Annotated in this window: 20 protein-coding genes; 8 read left to right on the plus strand and 12 right to left on the minus strand. The window is 65.8% G+C overall.

The features are described from left to right. Positions 1 to 318: 318 nt before the first annotated feature. The 4 genes from mrdA to ACLV8F_RS15260 all read right to left on the minus strand — a co-directional run bounded on the left by mrdA (position 319) and on the right by ACLV8F_RS15260 (position 5,124). Entirely contained in the window at positions 319 to 2,391 is a 2,073-nt protein-coding gene (gene mrdA, locus ACLV8F_RS15245; protein WP_411885049.1) for a penicillin-binding protein 2, read from the minus strand. Between the two features lie 188 nt (positions 2,392 to 2,579). Continuing rightward, on the minus strand, positions 2,580 to 3,098 hold the full coding sequence (gene mreD / locus ACLV8F_RS15250; RefSeq protein WP_411885050.1) for a rod shape-determining protein MreD: 519 nt from the start codon (positions 3,096 to 3,098) through the stop codon (positions 2,580 to 2,582). Next, positions 3,095 to 4,018 carry a rod shape-determining protein MreC gene (gene mreC / locus ACLV8F_RS15255; protein WP_411885051.1) on the minus strand — a complete coding sequence of 308 codons (924 nt, stop codon included), beginning with the start codon at positions 4,016 to 4,018 and terminating at the stop codon, positions 3,095 to 3,097. The genes mreD and mreC overlap by 4 nt, the downstream gene beginning before the upstream one ends. A 62-nt stretch (positions 4,019 to 4,080) precedes the next feature. Next, positions 4,081 to 5,124, minus strand: a complete 1,044-nt coding sequence (locus ACLV8F_RS15260) for a rod shape-determining protein (protein WP_007872262.1) — start codon at positions 5,122 to 5,124, stop codon at positions 4,081 to 4,083. 307 nt (positions 5,125 to 5,431) lie between these two features. Between ACLV8F_RS15260 and gatC the strand changes: the two genes are divergently transcribed. The 3 genes from gatC to gatB are packed head-to-tail and all read left to right on the plus strand — an operon-like array spanning position 5,432 to position 8,788. Beyond that, a complete protein-coding gene (gene gatC, locus ACLV8F_RS15265; RefSeq protein ID WP_411885052.1) occupies positions 5,432 to 5,731 on the plus strand; it encodes an Asp-tRNA(Asn)/Glu-tRNA(Gln) amidotransferase subunit GatC in 300 nt (99 codons plus the stop codon). Further along, on the plus strand, positions 5,728 to 7,239 hold the full coding sequence (gene gatA, locus ACLV8F_RS15270) for an Asp-tRNA(Asn)/Glu-tRNA(Gln) amidotransferase subunit GatA (RefSeq protein WP_411885053.1): 1,512 nt from the start codon (positions 5,728 to 5,730) through the stop codon (positions 7,237 to 7,239). Before gatC ends, gatA begins: the two co-directional genes overlap by 4 nt. A 49-nt stretch (positions 7,240 to 7,288) precedes the next feature. Further along, a complete protein-coding gene (gene gatB / locus ACLV8F_RS15275) occupies positions 7,289 to 8,788 on the plus strand; it encodes an Asp-tRNA(Asn)/Glu-tRNA(Gln) amidotransferase subunit GatB (protein WP_411885090.1) in 1,500 nt (499 codons plus the stop codon). A 51-nt stretch (positions 8,789 to 8,839) separates the two neighbouring features. Here gatB and ACLV8F_RS15280 read toward each other — a convergent pair whose 3' ends face one another. Both ACLV8F_RS15280 and pyrE read right to left on the minus strand, forming a co-directional pair. Next, positions 8,840 to 9,463: a DUF4124 domain-containing protein gene (locus ACLV8F_RS15280; protein ID WP_411885091.1), complete on the minus strand. Its 624-nt coding sequence runs from the start codon at positions 9,461 to 9,463 to the stop codon at positions 8,840 to 8,842. A 57-nt stretch (positions 9,464 to 9,520) separates the two neighbouring features. Continuing rightward, complete coding sequence (pyrE, locus tag ACLV8F_RS15285; protein WP_411885054.1) at positions 9,521 to 10,273, minus strand: orotate phosphoribosyltransferase; 753 nt, start codon at positions 10,271 to 10,273, stop codon at positions 9,521 to 9,523. A 10-nt stretch (positions 10,274 to 10,283) separates the two neighbouring features. On the opposite strand from pyrE, the gene ACLV8F_RS15290 reads away from it, so the two are divergent. After that, positions 10,284 to 11,150, plus strand: a complete 867-nt coding sequence (locus tag ACLV8F_RS15290) for an exodeoxyribonuclease III (protein ID WP_411885055.1) — start codon at positions 10,284 to 10,286, stop codon at positions 11,148 to 11,150. A 197-nt stretch (positions 11,151 to 11,347) separates the two neighbouring features. Here the strand turns inward: ACLV8F_RS15290 and ACLV8F_RS15295 are convergent, their stop codons facing one another. The 4 genes from ACLV8F_RS15295 to ACLV8F_RS15310 all read right to left on the minus strand — a co-directional run bounded on the left by ACLV8F_RS15295 (position 11,348) and on the right by ACLV8F_RS15310 (position 16,322). Next, complete coding sequence (locus ACLV8F_RS15295) at positions 11,348 to 11,734, minus strand: response regulator (protein ID WP_411885056.1); 387 nt, start codon at positions 11,732 to 11,734, stop codon at positions 11,348 to 11,350. A gap of 6 nt (positions 11,735 to 11,740) precedes the next feature. Then, on the minus strand, positions 11,741 to 14,638 hold the full coding sequence (locus ACLV8F_RS15300; protein ID WP_411885057.1) for a PAS domain S-box protein: 2,898 nt from the start codon (positions 14,636 to 14,638) through the stop codon (positions 11,741 to 11,743). Positions 14,639 to 14,660: 22 nt separating this feature from the next. Continuing rightward, entirely contained in the window at positions 14,661 to 15,002 is a 342-nt protein-coding gene (locus ACLV8F_RS15305) for an Hpt domain-containing protein (RefSeq protein WP_411885058.1), read from the minus strand. Positions 15,003 to 15,479: 477 nt separating this feature from the next. Next, a complete protein-coding gene (locus ACLV8F_RS15310) occupies positions 15,480 to 16,322 on the minus strand; it encodes a M48 family metallopeptidase (protein WP_411885059.1) in 843 nt (280 codons plus the stop codon). Between the two features lie 31 nt (positions 16,323 to 16,353). Here ACLV8F_RS15310 and ACLV8F_RS15315 point away from each other — a divergent pair, with 31 nt between their 5' ends. The 4 genes from ACLV8F_RS15315 (at position 16,354) to ACLV8F_RS15330 (ending at position 20,774) form a co-directional block, all read left to right on the plus strand. Further along, a complete protein-coding gene (locus ACLV8F_RS15315; protein WP_411885060.1) occupies positions 16,354 to 17,712 on the plus strand; it encodes an AmpG family muropeptide MFS transporter in 1,359 nt (452 codons plus the stop codon). Between the two features lie 198 nt (positions 17,713 to 17,910). Beyond that, complete coding sequence (locus ACLV8F_RS15320) at positions 17,911 to 18,627, plus strand: response regulator (RefSeq protein ID WP_411885061.1); 717 nt, start codon at positions 17,911 to 17,913, stop codon at positions 18,625 to 18,627. A gap of 6 nt (positions 18,628 to 18,633) precedes the next feature. Then, positions 18,634 to 19,875, plus strand: a complete 1,242-nt coding sequence (locus tag ACLV8F_RS15325; protein ID WP_411885062.1) for an ATP-binding protein — start codon at positions 18,634 to 18,636, stop codon at positions 19,873 to 19,875. 290 nt (positions 19,876 to 20,165) lie between these two features. Next, positions 20,166 to 20,774 (plus strand): carboxymuconolactone decarboxylase family protein, encoded by a 609-nt coding sequence (locus ACLV8F_RS15330; protein ID WP_411885063.1) that lies wholly within the window; start codon positions 20,166 to 20,168, stop codon positions 20,772 to 20,774. On the opposite strand, the gene waaF is transcribed toward ACLV8F_RS15330, so the two are convergent. Both waaF and ACLV8F_RS15340 read right to left on the minus strand, forming a co-directional pair. Beyond that, complete coding sequence (waaF, locus tag ACLV8F_RS15335) at positions 20,771 to 21,778, minus strand: lipopolysaccharide heptosyltransferase II (RefSeq protein ID WP_411885064.1); 1,008 nt, start codon at positions 21,776 to 21,778, stop codon at positions 20,771 to 20,773. The two genes, ACLV8F_RS15330 and waaF, sit on opposite strands and share 4 nt — an antisense overlap. A gap of 36 nt (positions 21,779 to 21,814) precedes the next feature. Further along, the gene (locus ACLV8F_RS15340) at positions 21,815 to 22,030 is read right to left on the minus strand and encodes a zinc-finger domain-containing protein (protein ID WP_411885065.1); all 216 of its coding nucleotides are present in this window, start codon (positions 22,028 to 22,030) and stop codon (positions 21,815 to 21,817) included. Between the last annotated feature and the right edge of the window lie 4 nt (positions 22,031 to 22,034).

The following is a 22,034-nucleotide window of genomic DNA, read 5'->3' on the forward strand; positions in this document are numbered from 1 at the left end:
GGTGCTTGCGCACGCCATGGCCTTGCAAGCTGCACCAGAGGGCATCCCGCCATCCGCACAATCCCGGGGGCGGGAAACCCCCAATGCACTATGTCAGTGCGCGGGCTACATTGGACGACTTGCTGACGAGCCTTGCTGCTCGCAACGCGAGGAGCCGAGGAGACACGAGAGAGCTATAGAAATAAGTACACAAGCGGCAAGGCATTCCACAAGATGCCCTGTTGCAAAAAGCGCTGGTAACCCCAGCGCTTTTTTTATGCCTGTCTTTTTCCGGGGGCCGGCCCACCCAGGCTTCGCCGGGCGCCGGCCGGGCGGCGTTCAGTCGGGATTGATGCCGGCCGCGGCCATGGGCGGCGGCAGCTTGCTGAGGGCCTCGGCGATCGCCGCCGCCTTGGCTTTGGCGGCAGCCGCTGCCGCGGCGGTGGTCGGCCCGGGGGTCGGGTTGCCGGCGGACATCACGCCGGCCATGTCGGCCGCCTGGCGCGGTTTGCCGATGGGCGCGGCGGCCAGGCCTTTTTGCACCGCCACCATGTCTTCTTCGCTGGGGTACTGGCCCAGCAGCACGTAGTCAAACACGCGGCGGGCGATAGGCGCGGCCACACCGGCGCCCCAGCCGGCGTTTTCCACGATCACCGCCAGCGCGATCTTGGGGTCGTCCGCCGGCGCGAAGGCCATGTACACCGCGTGGTCGCGCTGGTGCTCTTCCATCTTGGCGCCGTTGTACTTGTCCTTCTGGCCTATCGTCACGGCCTGGGCCGTGCCGGTCTTGCCGCCTGAGAGGTAACCCGCGCCGGCAAACACACGCGCCGAGGTGCCTTCCTGCGTGACGCCGACCAGCGCCTTGCGCACGATGGCCACGTTCTCCGGCTTGTAGCCCAGGTCCACGGGCGGGTCGGCCGGCAGCGGGTGCATCACGCGTGTGACCGGGTCCTGCGTGCCGATGACCAGGCGCGGCTTGTGCTTGACGCCGCCGTTCACCAGGGCCGCCGTGGCATGCGCCAGCTGCAGCATGGTGAAGGTGTTGTAGCCCTGGCCGATGCCCAGCGAGATGGTTTCGCCGGGATACCACTTCTGCTGCTCGGGCCGCTTGTAGGCCTTGCGCTTCCACTCCTGGCTGGGCAGCACGCCGCGCACCTCGCCGTTGATGTCGATGCCGGTGATCTGCCCGAAGCCCAGCGGCTTCATGAAGTCGTGCATGGCGTCGACGCCCAGCTCGTTGGCCAGCGAATAGAAATACACGTTGCTCGACTTGACGATGGCGCGGTACATGTCGACCGAGCCCAGCGCGATGTCGCCGTGGCTGCGGAAGGTATGGCCGCCGAAGGTCCAGGAGGCGTTGTCGTTGACAATGAAGCTCGGCGAACGCTTGCCGGTCTGCAGCGCGGCCATGGCCATGAAGGGCTTGTAGGTCGAGCCCGGCGGGTAGGTGCCGCGCAGCGCGCGGTTGAGCAGCGGCTTGTCGATGGACTCGTTGAGCGCCTGCCAGCTCTCGGTGTCTATGCCGTCGACGAAGAGGTTGGGGTCGAAGGTCGGCTTGCTGACGAAGGCCAGCACGTCGCCGGTTTTCGGGTCCATGGCCACCAGCGCGCCGCGCCGGTCGCCGAACATATCCTCCACCAGCTTTTGCAGGCGGATATCGAGCGACAGCATCACGGTGTTGCCGGGCGTGGCCGGGTTGCTGGCCAGCTTGCGCACCGCGCGCCCTCCCGCCGAGGTCTCCACCTGCTCGACGCCGGTGGTGCCGTGCAGCTGCTGCTCAAAGCTCTGCTCGACGCCGAGCTTGCCGATGTAGTCGGTGCCTCGGTAGTTGCCTTCTTCGTCGCTGTCCTCGATGCTTTCCTTTTCCGCCTGGTTGATGCGGCCTATGTAGCCCACCACGTGGCTGCCCAGTTCGCCGTAGGGGTAGCTGCGAAACAGCCGCGCCTTGATGTCGACGCCCGGGAAGCGAAAACGCTGCGCCGCGAAACGCGCCACTTCCTCGTCGGTCAGGCGCGTGCGTATGGGCAGCGACTCGAAATTTTTCGACTCCTCGCGCAGGCGCTTGAAGCGCCGCTTGTCGCGCAGCTGGATGTCGACGATTTTTTCCAGCGCGGCAATGGTTTCCTCGAGGTTCTCGACCTTGGACGGGGTGATCTCCAGCGTGTAGGCCGAATAGTTGGTTGCCAGCACCACGCCGTTGCGGTCCAGGATCAGGCCGCGGTTCGGCACGATGGGCACGATGGCCGTGCGGTTGCTCTCGGCCTGCTCGTTCAGGTCGGCATGGCGATACACCTGCAGGTAGACCAGCCGCGCCGCCAGCAAGGCAAACGCGCACAACACCACCAGGCTGGCCACCAGCACCCGCGCGCGAAAGCGCGACAAATCCGCTTCAACGTTGCGCAGTTCAGTCATGGTGGTGCGACTCTACAGCCAGCACAAAGTGCCCGCAAGGCGCGCCCTTTCCCCCACGAAAGAAGAGGCGATGCGAGGCGAGCCGGCAAAAGCCAGCCAGGGCCGCGGGACTGGCTTTGCCAGACCGCAGGCGCAGCGGCCCCCTCGGGGGGAAGCGCATTACACGAAGTGAAAAGCGTGGGGGCCATTCACAATGGCCGGTTTTGGTCGGGGTCGGGCGCCCGCCGCTGCGGCACCAGCAGCAGCACGCTCACGACAGGCCACAGCAAGGCCTCAACCAAAGGGGCCAGCAGCATGATCCAGCCCGGAAAGATGCCGCCGCCAATCATGCGGATCACGAGTTCCACGCCGTGCGCCAGCGCGAACAGCGGCAGCACCTGCAGCGCCTGCGAGGGCACCGTGAACCAGAGCAGGCGGCGATGGATCATGGTGGCGAAGAAGCTCAGCGCCGTGTACGACAGCGCATGCTGGCCCAGCAGCGAGGACTGGTGCACGTCCATGCCCAGGCCGAACATGAAGGCCACGCCTATGCCCACGCGCAGCGGCTGGTGCACGTTCCAGAACACCAACACCAGCGCGAGGAAGTCGGGCATCCAGGGCACGCGCCCCAGGGGCAGCATGTCCAGCAGCAGCGCCAGGATGAGGCTGCACCAGATGAACACCGGGTTGGCGGGCAAGAGCAACTGCTGGCCGGAGCGCATGATCATTTCGCGGCCCCTTTCTTCTTGGGCGCCGCTTCGGGCGCATCGGGTTCAGGCCGCGGCGGGATCTGCCCGGTGCCGGGCTTGACCACCATGACGTGCCGCGCGCCCGTCACGAGCGCCTGCGGCGTGCAGTAAATCTTGGCGAAGGCCGACTCGGCGCGCCGCTCGATGCGGCTGATCCTGGCCACCGGCAGGCCGGCCGGGTAGACGCCGTCCACGCCGCTGGTGGTCAGCAGGTCGCCTTGCTGCACGTCCGAATTGCTGCCCATGAAGCGCAGTTCCAGCCCGCTGCCGGACACCGTGGGATCGCCGAAGGCCACGCTGCGCGCGCCGGTGCGCACATTGAGCACGGGAATCGCCAGGTCGCGGTCCACCAGCAGCGTGACTTCACTGACCAGCGGGTGCACACGCGTGACCTGCCCCAGCACGCCCGACTCGTCGAGCACCGGCGAGCCGAGGTCCACGCCCTGCGCCATGCCTTTGTCGATGATCACCTTGCGCGTGTACGGGTCCGCCGCGTCGTACAGCACCTCGGCGGCCATGACCGGCGTGTTGAGCTGCTCGCGCAAGCCCAGCAGCTTGCGCAGGCGGTTGTTTTCCTGGAGCAGCTGCTCGACCTGGCCGGCACGCAGCGACTGGAGCGCCAGCTTCTTGCCGGCCTCGTCGCTAGCCAGCTTGGCCTGGTTCAGGGTGGTGAAGTAGTCGCCGCCGCCCCGCACGGCGCGCACCGGCTGCAGCGCCAGCCATTGCACCGGGTACAGCGCGGTGGCCAGCGCGGCGCGCACCGGCTGGGTGATGCGAAAACGGGTGTCGGCGACCATCAGGAACAGCGACAAGGCGCTGAAGAACATCAGCTTGGACAGCGCCGACGGCCCCTGCTTGAAAAAGGGCGGCGGGGATCTGTCAAGGGTTCCTAAGGGCATGGTTCGCTGTCAAGCTGGCCCAGCGTCATGCCCGGGCTGCGGCATGAAGTACGGCGCTGAGCTTATTCCGAGGTGAAGATGGAACCCAGGCGATCCATGCGCTCCAGGGCGATGCCGCAACCGCGCACCACGCAGGTCAGCGGGTCTTCGGCCACCAGCACCGGCAGGCCGGTTTCCTCGGCCAGCAGGCGGTCCAGGTCGCGCAGCAAGGCGCCGCCGCCGGTCAGCATCATGCCGCGCTCGGCGATGTCGGCGCCGAGTTCGGGCGGCGTCTGCTCGAGCGCGTTCTTCACGGCACTGACGATGTTGTTGAGCGGGTCGGTCAGGGCTTCGAGGATTTCGTTGCTCGAGATCGTGAAGCTGCGCGGCACGCCTTCTGAAAGGTTGCGGCCCTTGACTTCCATTTCCTTGACTTCGGAGCCGGGGAAGGCCGAGCCTATGCTTTTCTTGATGGCTTCGGCGGTGGGTTCGCCGATCAGCATGCCGTAGTTGCGGCGGATGTAGTTGATGATGGCTTCGTCGAAACGGTCGCCGCCGACGCGCACGCTGCCTTTGTAGACCATGCCGCCCAGCGAGATCACGCCGACTTCGGTGGTGCCGCCGCCGATGTCGACGACCATGGAGCCGCTGGCTTCGGACACCGGAAGGCCGGCGCCGATGGCCGCCGCCATGGGTTCTTCGATCAGGTACACGTCGCTGGCGCCGGCGCCCAGGGCGCTTTCACGGATGGCGCGTCGCTCGACCTGGGTGGAGCCGCAGGGCACGCAGATGATGATGCGCGGGCTGGGCTTGAGCAGGCTGCGCGGGTGCACCATCTTGATGAACTGCTTGAGCATCTGCTCGGTGACGGTGAAGTCGGCGATCACGCCGTCTTTCATCGGGCGTATGGCCTCGATGTTGCCAGGGACCTTGCCCAGCATGGCCTTGGCTTCGTGGCCGACGGCCTGGATGGTTTTTTTGCCCTGGGGGCCGCCTTCGTGGCGAATGGCGACGACCGAGGGTTCGTCCAGCACAATACCCCGGTCGCGGACAAAAATCAGGGTGTTGGCGGTGCCGAGGTCAATGGCCAGGTCGGTGGAAAAATACCGACGGAATGCTTCAAACATATGCAAGAGTCCAGTTGGGGCATGAGCAGACTTCGTTGCTCGATCGCCTTTTTATTGAGTAAGCCATTATGGGGAAGTTGGGCCGGAGGCGTTAGAAACATTGCTTCCGGCACCTAAAAAGCGCCTAAAGAGTGCATCCGGCCTTGATTTCACACCAAAGGCGGGATAATAACGCATCCCCTGTGGATCAATGGCTACAGCAGGAGCGTTTTTTCAGCTTTACACCTCGTTTCAGCCCCGCTTTCCGGCCCTACTCTCTGTCGTATTCTTCCCGATTCTTTCTGTATTTTTTCCTCATACCCACCCCATGGCATTGACATCCCAAGACATCGCCCGCGTCGCCAACCTGGCGCGGCTGGAATTGCGCCCTGACGAAACCGAACGCACCCTGAGCCAGCTCAACGGCTTTTTTGCCCTGGTGGAGCAGATGGACGCCATCAACACCGAAGGCGTGGAGCCGCTGGCCCACCCTGCCGCCGTGATCGGTGAAGTCGCCCTGCGCCTGCGCGAGGACGTCGCCAGCGAGCCCAACCAGCGTGAAGCCAGCCAGGCCAGCGCGCCCGCCGTGGAAATGGGCCTGTTCCTCGTCCCCAAGGTGATCGAATGAGCAGCACCCAAAACAACACCGCGCTGCACGACCTGGGCGTCGCGCAACTGGCCGCAAAACTGGCCGCGCGCGAAGTCTCCAGCGTCGAAGTGACGCAGCATTTTCTGGCCCGCGTCCGGCAGGAAAAGCTCGGCGCCTTCCTGGCCACCGACGCGGACGTCTCGCTGGCCCAGGCCAGGGCCGCCGATGCGCGCCTGGCCGCCGGTGAACGCACGCCGCTGCTGGGCGTGCCGCTGGCACACAAGGACGTCTTCGTCACGCGCGATTTCCCGACGACGGCCGGCTCGAAGATGCTGGAAAACTACCGCAGCCCGTTCGACGCCACGGTGGTCAGCCGGCTCGGCCCGCAGGGCGCCGGCATGGTCACGCTGGGCAAGCTCAACTGCGACGAATTCGCCATGGGCTCGGGCAATGAAAACAGCGCCTACAAGTCCGTGAAAAACCCCTGGGACACCAGCCGCATTCCGGGCGGTTCGTCGGGCGGCTCGGCCGCGGCCGTGGCGGCGCGCCTGGCGCCCGCAGCCACCGGCACCGACACCGGCGGCTCGATACGCCAGCCGGCATCGCTCTCCGGCATCACCGGCATCAAGCCCACCTACGGTCGCTGCTCGCGCTACGGCATGGTGGCCTTCGCCTCCAGCCTGGACCAGGCCGGCCCGATGGCGCGCAGCGCGCTCGACTGCGCCCTGCTGCTCTCCAGCATGGCCGCCCCCGACCCCGACCGTGATTCGACTTCGCTGGACCTGCCCGCCACAGATTACGCAGCGAATTTGTTGGCAGCGCGCCCCGCGGCCACCGGCGAGAAACCGCTCAAGGGCCTGCGCATAGGCCTGCCCACGCAGTTCTTCGGCGCCGGCTGCGCGCCCGACGTGCTGGCCGCGGTGCGCGGCGCGTTGGCCGAGTACGAAAAACTGGGCGCCACGCTGGTCGACGTGAGCCTGCCGCTGACCGAGCTGTCCATCCCGGTGTACTACGTCATCGCGCCGGCCGAGGCCAGCAGCAACCTGAGCCGTTTCGACGGCGTGCGCTATGGCCACCGCGCGGCGCACTACACCGACCTCAACGACATGTACAAGAAGTCGCGCAGCGAAGGCTTCGGCGACGAGGCCACGCGCCGCATCATGATCGGCACCTACGTGCTCTCGCACGGCTACTACGACGCCTACTACCTCAAGGCGCAAAAAATCCGCCGCCTGATCGCGCAGGATTTCCAGACCGCCTTCACGCAGTGCGACATCATTGCCGGCCCGGTCTCGCCCACGGTCGCCTGGAAGATCGGTGAAAAATCCGACGACCCGGTGGCCAACTACCTGGCCGACATCTACACCCTGTCGTCCAGCCTCGCGGGCCTGCCCGGCATGAGCGTGCCGGCGGGATTCGGCGCCGGCGGCATGCCCGTGGGCCTGCAGCTGATCGGCAACTACTTCAAGGAAGCGCAACTGCTGGGCGCCGCGCACCAGTTCCAGCTCGCGACCGACTGGCACCTGCGCCAGCCCCCAAGCCTTTGAGTGATTTGATATGAGCCAGACCCAACCCACCGTCAACCCCTTCGCCGAAATGCAGGCCGGCCGCCCCACCGGGCCGCTGGTGCAGGGCTACGAAGTCATCATCGGCTTCGAGACCCACACGCAGCTCACCACACAATCGAAAATCTTCAGCCGCGCCTCCACCGCCTTCGGCGCCGAGCCGAACACGCAAGCCTCCGCCGTGGATTTCGCGCTGCCCGGCGCGCTGCCGGTGATGAACAAAGGCGCGGTGCAGCGCGCCATCGAATTCGGCCTGGCCGTCAACGCGCACATCGCCGAGCACAGCGTGTTCGCGCGCAAGAACTATTTCTACCCCGACCTGCCCAAGGGCTACCAGATCAGCCAGTTCGAGATTCCGGTGGTGCAAGGCGGCAGCGTGGATTTTTTCCTGGATGGCAAACCCTGCTCGGTGCGCCTGGTGCGCGCCCACCTTGAGGAAGACGCCGGCAAGTCGCTGCACGAAGACTTCATCGGCATGAGCGGCATCGACTTGAACCGCGCCGGCACGCCGCTGCTGGAAATCGTGACCGAGCCCGACATGCGTTCGTCCGCCGAGGCCGTGGCCTATGCCAAGGAGCTGCACAAGATCGTCACCTGGATCGGCATCTGCGACGGCAACATGCAGGAAGGCAGCTTCCGCTGCGACGCCAACGTGTCGGTGCGCAAGCCGGGCGAGCCGCTGGGCACGCGTCGCGAAATCAAGAACCTGAACAGCTTTCGCTTCATGCAGCAGGCGATCGACTACGAAGTGCGCTGGCAGATCGCGCAGATCGAAGACGGCCACGCCATCCAGCAGGCCACCGTGCTGTTCGACCCGGACACGGGCGAGACGCGCAGCATGCGCACCAAGGAAGATGCGGCCGACTACCGCTACTTCCCCGACCCCGATTTGCCGCCGCTGGTGATTGCGCGCGACTGGGTGGAGAAAACCCGCGCTGAAATGTCCGAGCTGCCGCGCGTGATGGCGGCGCGCTTCGTCAAGGATTACGGGCTGCCCGAATACGACGCCGGCCAGCTCACGCAGAGCAAGGCGACGGCGGCCTACTTTGAAACAGTGGCGGCGTTGAGCAAACAACCTAAACTGGCCAGCAACTGGGTCATGGGCGAAATTTCTCGCAGGCTTAATGGCGAGAACCTTGATATCGAGCAGGTTCCCGTGACCGCGCCTCAACTCGCGTCTGTTATTTCGCACATAGCAAGCGGTACCATTTCCAACAACGGTGCAAAGCAGATTTTCGATCTGCTCTGGCACGATCCAAAGATAAAAACTCTGGTTGCCGGCTCATTTGAGGAAATGAACGCAAACACCTCGGCGCTGATTGAGGCGCAAGGCCTCAAACAAATGAGCGACACCGGCGAGCTTGAAAAGATCATCGACGACGTGCTGGCCGCGAACGCCAAAAACGTGGAAGAGGTCAAGGCCGGTAACGCCAAAGCCATGAACGCGCTGGTCGGCCAGGCGATGAAGGCCACCAAGGGCAAGGCCAACCCGGCGCAGGTCAACGAACTGCTGAAGAAAAAACTGGGTTAAAGCCGGAGGGTTGGGGCTTGAAGCGCAACCGGGCGGCCTGCGCCCGGCCGTTCAGTTTTTGGCGGCAGCGGCGGTCGGGGCGGCAGGCCCCTCCCGCATCGCCCACAGCTGCTTGAGCTTGACCAGTTCTTCGTCAAAGCGCACGTTGACGCGCTTTTTCTCCTGCTCCTGGTCCTGGATGAATTTTTTCTGCACGGCCGAGCTGCTGTCGTTTTCTTCAAGCTTGCGCTTGAGCGACGGCGGGGCCTTGCCGGGATCCTTCGCGTAAAACTCGAATTCGGCCATGATGGCCTTGCGCTGCTCGGCGAGTTCGGCCGTCCGCTTGCTGGAGGCCTTGATGACCTCGTCGACCTGGGCCAGCGCCGTGACGCGTTCCTGGTCGTGCACGGCGCGGCTGGGGTAGCGCAGCAGCAAGGCACGGTCGCGGCGTTTGTCTTCGGCTTCGCGCGCGCGCACTTCGGCCGCGGCCTTGTCTTTTTCTTCCTGCGCCGCGCGCTCCTGCGCGGTCAGCGAGGGGCCCACCACGCGCTTGACCGTGCCCGAGCGGTTCAGTTCCTGCTGGGTGCGGTCTATGCACTCGACGATGGGACGGTCGGCCGTGATCTTGCGGCCCTTGCCGTCCACACAGGTGTAGATGGTCTGGGTTTGATTCTGGGCCTGGGCTTGGCTCGCCATGAAGGCAAGCGACAGCCAGGTGACCGTAAGCGCTGTTCGCAAAAACAAATCGGCTCCTTAATCCACGCCGTAGCGTTCCCGGTAGGCCAGCACGGCCTGGTAGTGCGTTTTCAGGGACAGCGTGCCGGGTTCGCTGGACTCCGGCGCGTCGCTCTGGGTGGAGAGATATTGCAGCAAGTCGGTCAGCCGCGCAATCGCGCAAACCTGCAAGCCCAGCTGTTTCGTAACATATTGCACGGCACTATGACTCACATCCACGCCGTTTTCGGTGGCCTTCTCCTGGCGGTCAAGCGCCAGCGCCACGGCATGGGGTGTTGCGCCCGCGGCCTGGATGATGGCGATCGACTCGCGCGCGGCCGTGCCGGCGGACATCACGTCGTCGATGATGAGCACGCGGCCCTTGACGGGCGCGCCGACCAGCGTGCCGCCTTCGCCGTGGTCCTTGGCTTCCTTGCGGTTGTAGGCGAACGGGTAGTTGCGCCCCAGCCGCGCAAGCTCAACGGCCACCGCCGCCGCCAGCGGAATTCCTTTGTAGGCCGGGCCGAAAATCATGTCGAAGGCCAGGCCCGTGCGCTTTTCCTCGGCCAGCAGGTGGCGCGCATAGAATTGCGCCAGCCGCCCCAGCTTGGCCCCGTCGTCGAACAGGCCGGCATTGAAAAAATACGGGCTCATACGCCCGGCCTTGGTCTTGAATTGCCCGAAGCGCAGCACGCCCGACTCCACGGCAAACTGCACGAATTCCTGTGCCAGCGCGCCGTCCGCGGAAGTTGCCCCGTCCCTGTTGTCCTGTTGTTGTCCTGCCGTGCTCATTGGAAGTCCCATGTTTAAATTGACCAGCCTCAACCTCAACGGTATCCGCTCCGCGGCCAGCAAAGGCCTGCAGGACTGGGTTGCACAGTCCATGCCGGATTGTATTTGCGTGCAGGAGCTCAAGGCCCAGGCCGCCGACATCAGCGGCCGCTTCGAGGAAATCGCCGGCCTGAAAGGCCATTTCCATTTCGCCGAGAAAAAGGGCTACTCCGGCGTGGGTGTCTACACGCGCCACGAGCCCAGCGACGTGATCGTCGGCTACGGCTCGACCGAATTTGACGCCGAAGGGCGCTACGTGGAGCTGCGCTTCGACAGGCCCGGCCGCAAGCAAAGCCCCAAGCTCTCCATCATCAGCTGCTACTTCCCCAGCGGCTCGTCGGGCGAGGAGCGCCAGGCCGCCAAGTTCCGCTTCCTGGCGGAGTTTTACCCGCGCCTGCTGGCGCTGAAGGAAACGCGCGACTTCGTGCTGTGCGGCGACGTCAACATCGCGCACCAGGAAATCGACCTGAAAAATTTCAAGGGCAACAAAAAGAACAGCGGCTTCCTGCCCGAAGAGCGCGCCTGGATGACCGAGCTGCTGCGCGACGCGGAACTCGCCAATGAGGCGGCCGAAGAACTGACGGAACGCTCCGGCCCTTCGGTCAAAGGCGGCGGCATGGTCGACGTGTACCGCAAGCTGCAGCCCACCACGACTGACGCCGCCTACACCTGGTGGAGCAACCGCGGCCAGGCCTATGCGAAGAACGTCGGCTGGCGCCTCGATTACCACCTGGCCACACCGGCCTTCGCGGCACTGGCCCGCAGCGAGCACATCTATAAGGAACAGCGCTTTTCCGACCACGCGCCCATGAGCGTGGACTATGAAATAGAGCTTTGACCCCCGTTCAGGCTCACTTCGTGTAGCCTGCTCCCCCTCGAGGGGGCGGGCGCCAGCGGCCCCCACTGGTGAAATGCCCCGCTGCATACGCCCTGAATCTTCAAGCCAGCATGAGCCCCGGAACCGGCTTTGCCGGGCCGGAGGGCGGGCGGCCCCCTCGGGGGCAGGGAGCTACACGAAGTGAGCGACCGTGGGGGCTAATTCCTGTCTGACCAGATGCGCTGAATCTGCGCGGACAGCTCCATCGGGTCGAAGGGCTTGGGAATGACTTCCAGCGCGCCCAGTCCCTTGTAGACCGCCACTTCGGCGGCCTGCACCTTGGCGGTCATGAAGATCACCGGCGTGTTGGCGGTGGCCGGCAACGCGCGCAGGGCCCTGAGCGTGCTGGGCCCGTCCATGCCGGGCATCATGACGTCCAGCAGCAGCAGGTCGGCCGCCGCGCCCGGCGCGGCGTCCAGCGCTTCCTGGCCGGAGGCGCAGGCGATCACGGTGAATCCTCCCACGGCTTGCAGCGCCATCTGCGCCACCATGCGGATGTCGGGCTCGTCTTCAACGTAGAGGATGCGGGTCAATGGTGTGGTCATGGTGTTTCAACTCAAGGCTTGGGGACGTGTGGGGCCCGGGTCTCCGGGGATCTGCAGCACTCGCTGGATTGTATTGAGCAGTTCGGTGTTCGAGGTGTGCGCCTTGACCAGCACCGCGTCGGCCTGCTGGCCGTCCGCCGGGTCGACGTCGCCGGCCGAGAACACGATCACCGGCGGGCGGGGGTCCAGCGCGTCGATGTCCTCGAACAGGTCCCAGCCCGAATGGCTGCCCAGCGCCAGGTCCAGCAGCACCAGGTCGAAGGGCTGCTCGCGCAGGCGCGCACGGGCCTCGTGCAGCGTGGCGGCGAACTCGAAGCTCGCGAAGTCCTGGGCGATGGCGGCGGTGATGCGCTGGATGTCCAGGTCGTCTTCCACGTGCAGGATGCGCGGCTTGCCGCAGTCCACGCCGGCGACGGCGCGGCGCAGGCTGTGAATCAGCAGCTGTTCGTCGATAGGCTTTTTGAGCCAGTCCGACACGGTGTGCGGCTTGCGGTTGAACTGCAACTGGCCTTGTTCGGCCATGGCCGAGATCACCACGACAGGCAGGTGGCGCGTCTTCTCATCGGCGCGCAGCCGGCCGATGAAGGCCGCGCCGTTCTGGCCGGGCAACTTCATGTCCACCGTGACCGCGTCATAGCTGTTGGAGGCCAGGCTGGCCAGCGCCTGTTCGGCGCTGAAAGTCATGTCGGAATCAAAACCGGCCTTGCCCAGCATCATGCTGATGAGTTTCGCCACGTCGGGGTCGGCCTCACAGATCAGGATGCGCGGTCGCGAATTCATCGCGTGGAGGCGCGGGGGCTGCAGCAGGGGCACCGGATTGATCCACTCGGGCAACTCAAAAAAGAAGGTGGTGCCCACGCCCGCCTTGCTGCTGAAGCCGATGGTGCCGCCCATTTTTTCGACGAGCGCGCGCGAGATGTTCAGGCCCAGGCCGGTGCCGCCTTTCTGGCGCGTGTCGGAAGAGTCGGCCTGCGAGAACTTCTGGAAAATGCGGCCGCAGAACTCCTCCGGAATGCCGGGGCCGACGTCGACCACCTCGGCGCGCACCTTCTGCGCCGCGCGGGAAAGCCGGACTTCCACCGGGCTGCCCGCCGGTGAAAATTTCACCGCGTTGGACAGCAGGTTGGTCAGCACCTGCGTCATGCGGTCGCCGTCGATGCGCACGTGCAGCGGCGTGTCGGGCGCGCGTATCACGAGGCTCACGCCGTGCTGGGTGGCAAAGCCCTCATTCGCGGCCAGCGCCTGCTGCACCAGCTGCCGCAGGTCCGTGACCTGCAGGTCCAGGCGCAGCTTGCCGGACTCGATTTTTTCGCTGTCCAGGATGTCGTTGATCAGCCGGATCAGGCGCTCACAGTTGTTTTTCGCGATGCCCACCAGGCTTTTGACGGCATCGGGCAGCTCGCCGGCCACGCCGCCGGAAATCAGCCCCAGCGAACCCCGTATCGAGGTGAGCGGCGTGCGCAACTCATGGCTGACGGTGGAGACGAACTCGGTTTTCATGCGGTCTATGCGCCGGAGTTCGGTGATGTCGGTGCCCAGCGAGAAAAAGCCGATCACCTTGCCCGTCTCGGCGCCTTCGCCGTAGCGCGGGAAATACTGCATGGCGTAGTGCCGGCGCTCGCCCTGGGGCGTGATTTGCGTGCGCTCGTAGCGCACCGTGTGCCCCGCGAGCACTTCGTCCACCCGCTCCCGCACCGTTTCATAGACCTGCGGGCCCAGCACGTCGGCCAGCGGCCGGCCGGCGATCTGGTCGAAGCCCAGGCCGAAGGACTCTTCATAGGCCCGGTTGTGGAAGCGAAAGCGCTGGTCGGTGTCCAGGTAGGCGATCAGCGCCGGCACGGTGTCGGTGACCTGGCGCAGCTGCGACTCGCTGGCCCGCAGGGCCTCGCTGATGCGCTTGCTTTCGGTGATGTCGCGGATCAACGCGGTGAAAAGACGCTGGCCGCCCACCTGCACTTCGCCGAAAGACACGCTGACGGCAAACTGCACGCCGTCCTTGCGCAGGCCGCGCATCTCGTGGCCCGACACGACCAGCGGCTCCGCCTGGGCGCGCAGCATCGCCGCGAAGTCCTTGTACTGTTTGCGCAGGTGCAGCGGGATCAGCAGGCCGACATCCATCCCGGTGATTTCATCCTTGGTGTAGCCGAACAACTTCAGCGCGGCGGCATTGGCCTCGACCACGCGGTCGTCGAAATTGGCGGTGATCACGCCCTCTGCCATGCCTTCGGTGATGCTGCGGCTCATGACCTCGTTGTCGCGCAAGCGGGCCTCCCCGCGTTTTCGCTCTTCTTCGTAATGCTTGACCACATAGACCACCCAGGCCAGCATGCCGAAAAACAGCAGGCTGCCCGCGACGATGAAGCCCTGCGCCCACTGCGCGCTGCGCTCGGCCACGGCCTGCGCGTTGCGCCACATCTGCGCCTCGCGGCCGCGGGCGCCCTCCAGCAATTCGTCGGTGCGCAGCTTCAGTTGCCGGCCGGCGTCGCCGCCCATCACGGCCCCCGCTGCTTCCGGACCGCGTTCCTTGCGCGCCTGGATGGCCTGGCTGGCAATCACGGCACGCCGGCTTACGAGCTCGTCGATCTCGGCCGACTCCCGCAGCACATTGGCATCACGCGCGCGGGCCCTGACCACGCGCAGTTCAGCACGGGCACGCTCAAAGCTCTCCAGGTCCTGCGGGCTGCCGCTCAGCAGGTATTGCCGCAGCGTGGATTCGGCCGTCCTGACGCCGGAGGCCACGCGCTCCAGCATCACCAGCGTGTCTTCCGTTCGCACGCGGGATTGCGCCGTTTCGATCAGCTGGCGGATGGTGACGTAGGAGGCCGCGCCCACAACCGCCATCAGCAGGAAACCGGACACCACCGCGATCTTGATCTTGGTCAGGAAAGCGTCGGAAGAAGACATGGGTAGGGGTTCGCCAGCGCGCTCAGGCCGCGGTGTGAAAGCGCCGCTGCAGTTCTTCAACGGCCTGTCTCACCCCGGCCCGGGCTTCGGACGGCGGGGCCTGGCCGGCCTCGACGTGTGGATGCACGGCCAGCTCCAGCGCCTGCGCCGCCAGCCCGAGGTCCGCCCAGCCGAAGGTGGCCGCGGAGCCCGCGATGCTGTGCGCGTGGCGCTCCAGCGCGGTCAGGGCCTGCGCCACGTCCTCGCCTTTGAGAACTTGCTGCCACAGCGACGCCACCTGCTCCAGCCGCAGAGGCAGTGAGCGCGTGTAATCGGCGCGCTGCTCCTGCAGGAATGCGAGCAGCGCCGGGTCGTTGCGCGTCATGGGGTCAGGGACGATGGCGCCGGCGATGCGTCCACCGGGGCTTGGCCGCCGCAAAATGAGCTGGCAGCCGGCCTTGGGGAAAGATGAAGACGCATGCGGGTCATCTTACGGCGCGGGTGCGGGAATACGGCGTAGGACAAGTACGAGATAAGGCTGCGTGGCCAGGGCCCCGGTCAGTTCGGCGTGGGAACTGCGCCGGGACGGGAGCTAAAACTTATGTACTTATTTTGAGAAATAACAAAAGAAAATCCGCCATTAAAGAGTCCTTTTAGCCTCATATTGATAACTGTGCCGGGCCACCCATCAAGCTGCGGGATCCGCAGCCCGCCCGAGCGCGGCGACCAGGTCCGACTGGGTAATAATGCCGACCAGCCGCTCGCCCTCCGGACCGTACGGGGGCAAATCGGAGACAGCAGTGTCGCTGATCCGCTCCCGAAGTCTTCTGGCTAGCCGCACCCACCAGGGCTTAGGTGCAGCTTAGCTGCGGGCGCGCTGGTAGAGGCCTTGTACTTTGGGCACGTTGGCCTGCAGTTGCTGGATGCGCGCGGGCCCCGAAGGATGGGTCGACAAAAAGTTCGGGCCGCCGGCGCCGCCGCCGGCCTGTTCCATCTTTTGCCAGAGGCTGACGGCGGCCTGCGGGTTGTAACCGCCGCGTGCGGCCAGTTCCAGGCCCACCAGGTCGGCGTCGGTTTCGTCTTCGCGGCTGAAACGCAGCGTGAGCAATTGCGTGCCGATGTTGGCGGCCAAGTCGCCCATCTGGCCCAGCCCCAGCAGCTGCGCGCCCAGCGACAGCAGGGTGCCGGTCCCCTGGCTTTTGGCGATGCGCGCGCGGGCGTGTTCGCGCAGCGCGTGCGCCATTTCGTGGCCCATGATCATCGCGGCCTCGTCGTCGGTGAGCTTGAGTTGCTCGAGGATGCCGGTGTAGAAGGCGATCTTGCCGCCGGGCATGCAGAACGCGTTGATTTCCTTGCTGCCCAGCAGGTTGACTTCCCAACGCCATTGTTTGGCGCGGTCGTTCCATTGGGCGGTTTGCGGCACCAGCTTTGCCGCGATGTTTCGCAGGCGCTGCAGCTGCGGGTTGCCCTGCGGCGCGAGCGCGCCCTTGGCGCGGGCTTCGGCCAGCAGCTTGGCATATTCCTGGGTGGCTGCCGCTTCAATCTCGTCGGCGGGCACGAGGTTGCGCAGCTGGGAAGACGGCCCCACGTCGACCTGCGCGAGCAACGGCGTGGTGGCCGCGGTGGCCGCGCCGCCGGCGGCCGCCAGCAAAAAGGCCCGGCGGCCGGGCCAGGCGGAGTGTTTGGCGTCGCATAAAAAGCACATGTGTGAATAATAGTCACAAATCCAAATACCCATGTCAGACAAAACCCCCTCCGCAGAGCTCCCGCCTTCCCTCCCTGCTCCCGCTCCCAAAGCTTCCTGGCGCGACGTCTGGCATGTGTATGCCGAGGCGGCCACGCTGCGCATGCTGTTTCTGGGTTTTTCCGCCGGGCTGCCCTTGCTGCTGGTGTTCGGCACGCTGAGCTTCTGGCTGCGCGAGGCCGGCATAGACCGCACCACCATCGGCTACCTGAGCTGGGTCGGGCTGGCCTACGGCTTCAAGTGGGTCTGGGCGCCGCTGGTGGACCGCCTGCCGATTCCGCTGCTCACGCGCCTGCTCGGGCGCCGGCGCAGTTGGCTGCTGCTGTCGCAATTGGTCATCATGGCGGCTCTGGTCGGCATGGCGATGACCGACCCCAAGCTGGCGCTGCAGCCCGTGGTGTGGTGCGCGCTGGCCGTGGCTTTCGGCTCGGCCACCCAGGACATCGCGCTGGACGCCTTTCGCATCGAATCGGCCGACACGCCGCGCCAGGCGGCGCTGGCCGCCGCCTACCAGACCGGCTACCGCATCGCGATGATCTGGGCCGGCGCCGGCGCGCTGTGGATCGCCGCGCGCGCCGAGGTCGGCGACGCCGCCAGCTACCAGCACGGCGCCTGGCAGGTGGCCTACCTGGCGATGGCCGCCTCCATGCTGCTGGGCATGGCGACCGTGCTGCTGTCGCCCGAGCCCGCCGCCCGGGCCATGGCGCCTTCGCGCAACGCCGCCGAGTGGCTCAAGACCGCGCTGGTCGATCCTTTCGCCGATTTCCTGCACCGCTACGGCAAGCAGGCGCTGCTGATCCTGGCGCTGATCGCGGTCTACCGCATCAGCGACGTCGTCATGGGCATCATGGCCAACCCGTTTTACGTCGACATGGGCTATACCAAAGACGAAGTGGCGGCGGTCACCAAGATCTACGGCGTCATCATGACGCTGGTGGGCGCCTTTGTGGGCGGCGCGCTGGCCATGCGTTTCGGCGTGATGCGCGTGCTGATGCTGGGCGCCGTGCTGAGCGCCGGCAGCAACCTGCTGTTTGCCTGGCTGGGAACGCGCGGCCACGACGTCAACGCGTTGATCTTCGTGATCTCGGCCGACAACCTCTCCAGCGGCATCGCCTCGGCGGCCTTCATCGCCTACCTTTCCAGCCTGACCAACGTCAACTACTCGGCCACCCAGTACGCGCTTTTCAGCTCCATGATGCTGCTGCTGCCCAAGTTCCTGGCCGGCTATTCAGGCAAGTATGTGGACGCTTTCGGTTACACCCACTTCTTCACCGCCACCGCCCTGCTGGGCCTGCCCGTGCTGGTGCTGGTGGCGCTGGCCTCGCGCACGCAAACCCCCAGGCCGCAATAGGGGCAGGCGCTTGCAGCTATCAAACAGATAGCAATAAAACAGCTGCCGAAGGCCCGCGCGCGGGAGTATGCTGGTGGCCTGCCGCCGCGGTTTACCGTAACTTTACGATGGCTTCAAGCGCGATTGTTGCGTGCGGCGCACCATGAACTTCATTGTGATCCACCCCAGGGGACACACCCTGCAACCGAGGACCCACCCATGACCCAACAACTCCTGATGATCGAAGACGACGCCCGCCTGGCCAACATGGTGGGCGAGTACCTGCGCCAGTCGGGCTACGGCTTCACCCACGCCGCCGACGGCGCGAGCGGGCTGGCCGCGCTGGAAGGCAGCACGCCGGACCTCGTCATCCTGGACCTGATGCTGCCCGACATGGACGGCCTGGAAGTGTGCCGCCGCATCAAGGGCCAGGGCAGCGAAACCGCCAACACCGCCGTGCTGATGCTCACCGCCAAGGGCGACCCGATGGACCGCATCGTCGGCCTGGAAATCGGCGCCGACGACTACCTGCCCAAGCCCTTCGAGCCGCGCGAACTGCTGGCGCGCATACGCGCCGTGCTGCGCCGCGGGGGCGAAACCGGCAACGCCGCCAGCAACGGCGCCCACAAGGTCATGCGCTTCGGCTCGCTGGAAATCGACCGCGACGCGCGCACCGTTTCCGTCTCCGGCAACCCCTGCGAACTCACCTCCTACCAGTTCGACCTGCTGGTGGCGCTGGCCGAACGCGCCGGCCGCGTGCTGAGCCGCGACCAGATCATGGAAGCCGTGCGCGGCCGCGAACTCGAAGCCTTCGACCGCTCCATCGACGTGCACATGGGCCGCATCCGCAGCGCCATCGAGGCCGACGCCAAGGACCCCAAACGCATCCTCACCGTGCGCGGCGTGGGTTACGTGTTCGCCAAGCAGCAGGACTGAGCTTTTATGTGGACCAGGTTTACATCGCACTTGTATGTGCGTATCTGGCTGGCCGTCGTCGCCACGGTGGTCATCCTGACCTTCCTGGTCGGCGCGGCCTGGCGCCTGAGTGCGGACCCGCCGCAGCTGCCGATACGCGAAGTGCTGGTGCACAACGACAAGGGCGAAGTCATAGGCACGGCGCAGACCAAGCCCGACCGCAAGCTCGGCGACGACCTCGAATTTGACGTCGTGACCAAGGATGGCCAGGCGCTGAGCCTGCTGCTGCCCCGGCCCAAGCGCCCGCCCAGCAACCCCTGGATGCGCCCGCCTTTCGGCTTCGGTTTCGGCTGGATGCTGGGCCTGGTCGGGCTGGCCGTGGCCGTGGGCGCCTACCCGGTCATGCGCCGCCTCACGCTGCGGCTTGAAGCGCTGCAGCGCGGCGTGGAACGCTGGGGCGCAGGCGACCTGTCGGCCCGCGTCAATGCCGAAGGCACGGACGAAGTGGCCTTCCTGGCCCGGCGCTTCAACAACGCAGCCGAGCGCATCGAAACCCTGATGGAGTCGCACAAGACGCTGCTGGCCAATGCCTCGCACGAGCTGCGTTCGCCGCTGGCGCGCATCCGCATGGGGCTGGAACTGATGGGCATCGATGCCGCCTCGCCGCAGCGCCAGGAAATCTCGCGCAGCATCACCGAACTCGACCAGCTGATCGACGAAATCCTGCTGGCCAGCCGGCTGGATGCCAAACAGGCCGACGCCGAGCCCTTTGAAACCCTGGACCTCACGGGCCTGGCGGCCGAGGAATGCGCGCGCGTCAACGCAGAGCTGAACGCCGAGCTCGGCAAGGCGCCCGACACCGGCCTGGGCATGGACGCCACCAGCCACAGCCTGACCGTGCAGGGCTCGCCGCGCCTCTTGCGCCGGCTGATCCGCAACCTGCTGGAAAACGCCAGGCGCTACAGCACCGGCGACATCAACCTCGAACTCGCGCAGACCCGCGTCGGCAGCAAGCAGCTGGCCGTGGTCAAGGTGCATGACCGCGGCCCGGGCGTGCCGGCCGGCCAGCGCGAACGCATTTTTGAGCCCTTTTACCGCCTGCCCGGCGCCAGCGAGCGCGAAGGCGGCGTGGGCCTGGGCCTGGCATTGGTCAAATCCATCAGCCAGCGCCATGGCGGCAGCGTGCGCTGCGAGGCACGGCCCGGCGGCGGCGCCTCCTTCATCGTGGAATTGCCCGTGGCCCATGCGATGGCGCCGGCAATCCCGTGAAATAAATCACGGAATCAGCCCTGCAAACCCGGCCGCCTCCTCTATTTGGAGAATGGTCAAACCGCGCGTTATCAGCGACAGTGGTGGCGTTGCTGTCACAACGTCGGAGTTTGAGGGAACCGGGGAAAAACAACCAACGCGTCGGTGAAGCATTGAAGTGATCTCCCAACGATGTTCTCCCTTCCGGGAGAACTTTGAAAGGCCACCGCGAGGTGGCCTTTTTTTATGCCTGTTGCCGGCCTCACAGGCTTTGATACCCTAGGCAATCCCTCCCTGCACAGGACACAAGCATGAACACCCCCGCCGACATTCCCCAAGGCTTTTCCCCCTCCGCCACCGACCGCATGCCGCTGATGCCCCGCGATGCCATGTCGCCGGCGCAGCGCGAAGCCGCCGACGCGCTGATCGCCGGCCCGCGCAAGGCTGTTTTCGGCCCCTTCATCCCCTTGCTGCGCAGCCCGCAGCTCATGGGCCGCATCGGCGACGTCGGGGCTTACCTGCGATTTGAAAGCGTGCTGGACGCGCGCATACGCGAACTCACGATTTGCGCCGCGGCGCGCCACACCGCCAACCAGTTCGAGTGGCTGATGCACGCGCCGCTGGCGCTGGCCGCGGGCGTGGCGCAATCCACCATCGACGCGGTCGCCGAAGGCCGGCAGCCGCGCGGCATGGCCGACGACGAAGCCGCCGCGCTGGACCTGGCGTTTGAAGTGCTGCGCCAGCACGGTTGCAGCGACGCGACCTATGACGCCGCCCTGAAAATCTTCGGCGAGCAGGGCGTGGTCGAACTCGTGAGCCTGGTCGGCTACTTTGTGATGGTGTGCTGGGTCATGAACGTGGCGCGCACGCCGGCGCAGGGCAAGCCGGGCTTTGAGGCCCTGTCGCCCTTCCCCGCTTAAGACCTTGGCGCCAGCGCCGCCAGCACACGGCCGGCGCTGATGTCGTTGAGGCAGCGCGTGTGGCCCAGCGGGCATTCGCGCTCAAAGCAAGGCGCGCAGTCCAGCGGCGGCTGGTAGTTGGCATCGGCCTTGAGCCAGATGACGGTCGCCTCGTCGTTCAGCGGCGGTGTGTGCAACGGGCTGGACGAGCCGAAAATCGCCACCTGCGGCACGCCAAAAGCCGCCGCCACATGCATCAGGCCCGAGTCGTTGCTGATCGTGCTTTTGCTGGCGGCGATCAGGCACAGCGCCTGCACCAGCGAGGTCTTGCCCGCGAAGTTCAGGCATTTTCCGGGCTGCGCCGCATTCACCGGCGCGGCGATTTCCTCGCACAGCGACGCTTCCTTGCCCGAGCCCAGCAGCACCACCGGCAGGTCCAGCGCCGCGGCCAGTTCCGAGAAATGGCGGGCCGGCCAGCGCTTGGCCGGGCCGTATTCGGCGCCGGGCGCGAACACGTGGTAACCGCCGCGCTGCAGGCCCAGTTCAGCCAGCGCCTGCTCGATTTCCGCCGACGCCATCTCCAGTTGTGGCCGGTCCTTGTCCAGGTCGGCGCCGCCACTCAGCGCTGAATAAAACGCCACCATGGGCGGCTTGTTCTTGGGGTTCTTGAGCCGGTGCGTGAGCAGGCCGACGCGCGCTTCGCCGAAATAGCCGATGCGCTCGGGAATGCTGGCTAAAAAAGGCAGCAGCGCGCTTTTCAGCGAATTGGGCAGGACGTAGGCTTTGTCGAAACGGCCTTCGATGCGTTTGGCGACGGCACGCCGTTCGCGGAACTGCAGGCCGCCGTGCGCAAACGGAAATTCGATGACCTCGGCCACTTGGGGCATGGCGCGGTAGACCGGCGCCACCCAGGGCAAGGCGCCCACCGTGAGGCGTTCGCCGCGCCCATGCAGCCGGCGCATAAGCGGCTCCGTCATCACCGCATCGCCTATCCATTGCGGAGCGATGACGAGCGATTCAGGCATCAAACAGTCCGTTGCGGCGGGCCGCTTCGGGGTGGATCAATGCCCACTGCCGAAGTGTTCGCCGGCCTTCAGTGCGTACACCGTGCCGCAATATGGGCACTTGGCGCTACCCGTGCGCGCCACGTCCAGGTAAACCTTGGGGTGGCTGTTCCAGATTTTCATGTCGGCCTTGGGGCTGGGGCAGTAGACACCGCCCTGCGCATTGAGGTCCGAAGCCAGCAGTTCAACAGAAGAAGAGGTAGTGGTGGTCATGGTG

The sequence above is a fragment of the Polaromonas sp. YR568 genome, assembly GCF_943369675.1.
Classification (GTDB): Bacteria; Pseudomonadota; Gammaproteobacteria; order Burkholderiales; family Burkholderiaceae_C; genus Polaromonas.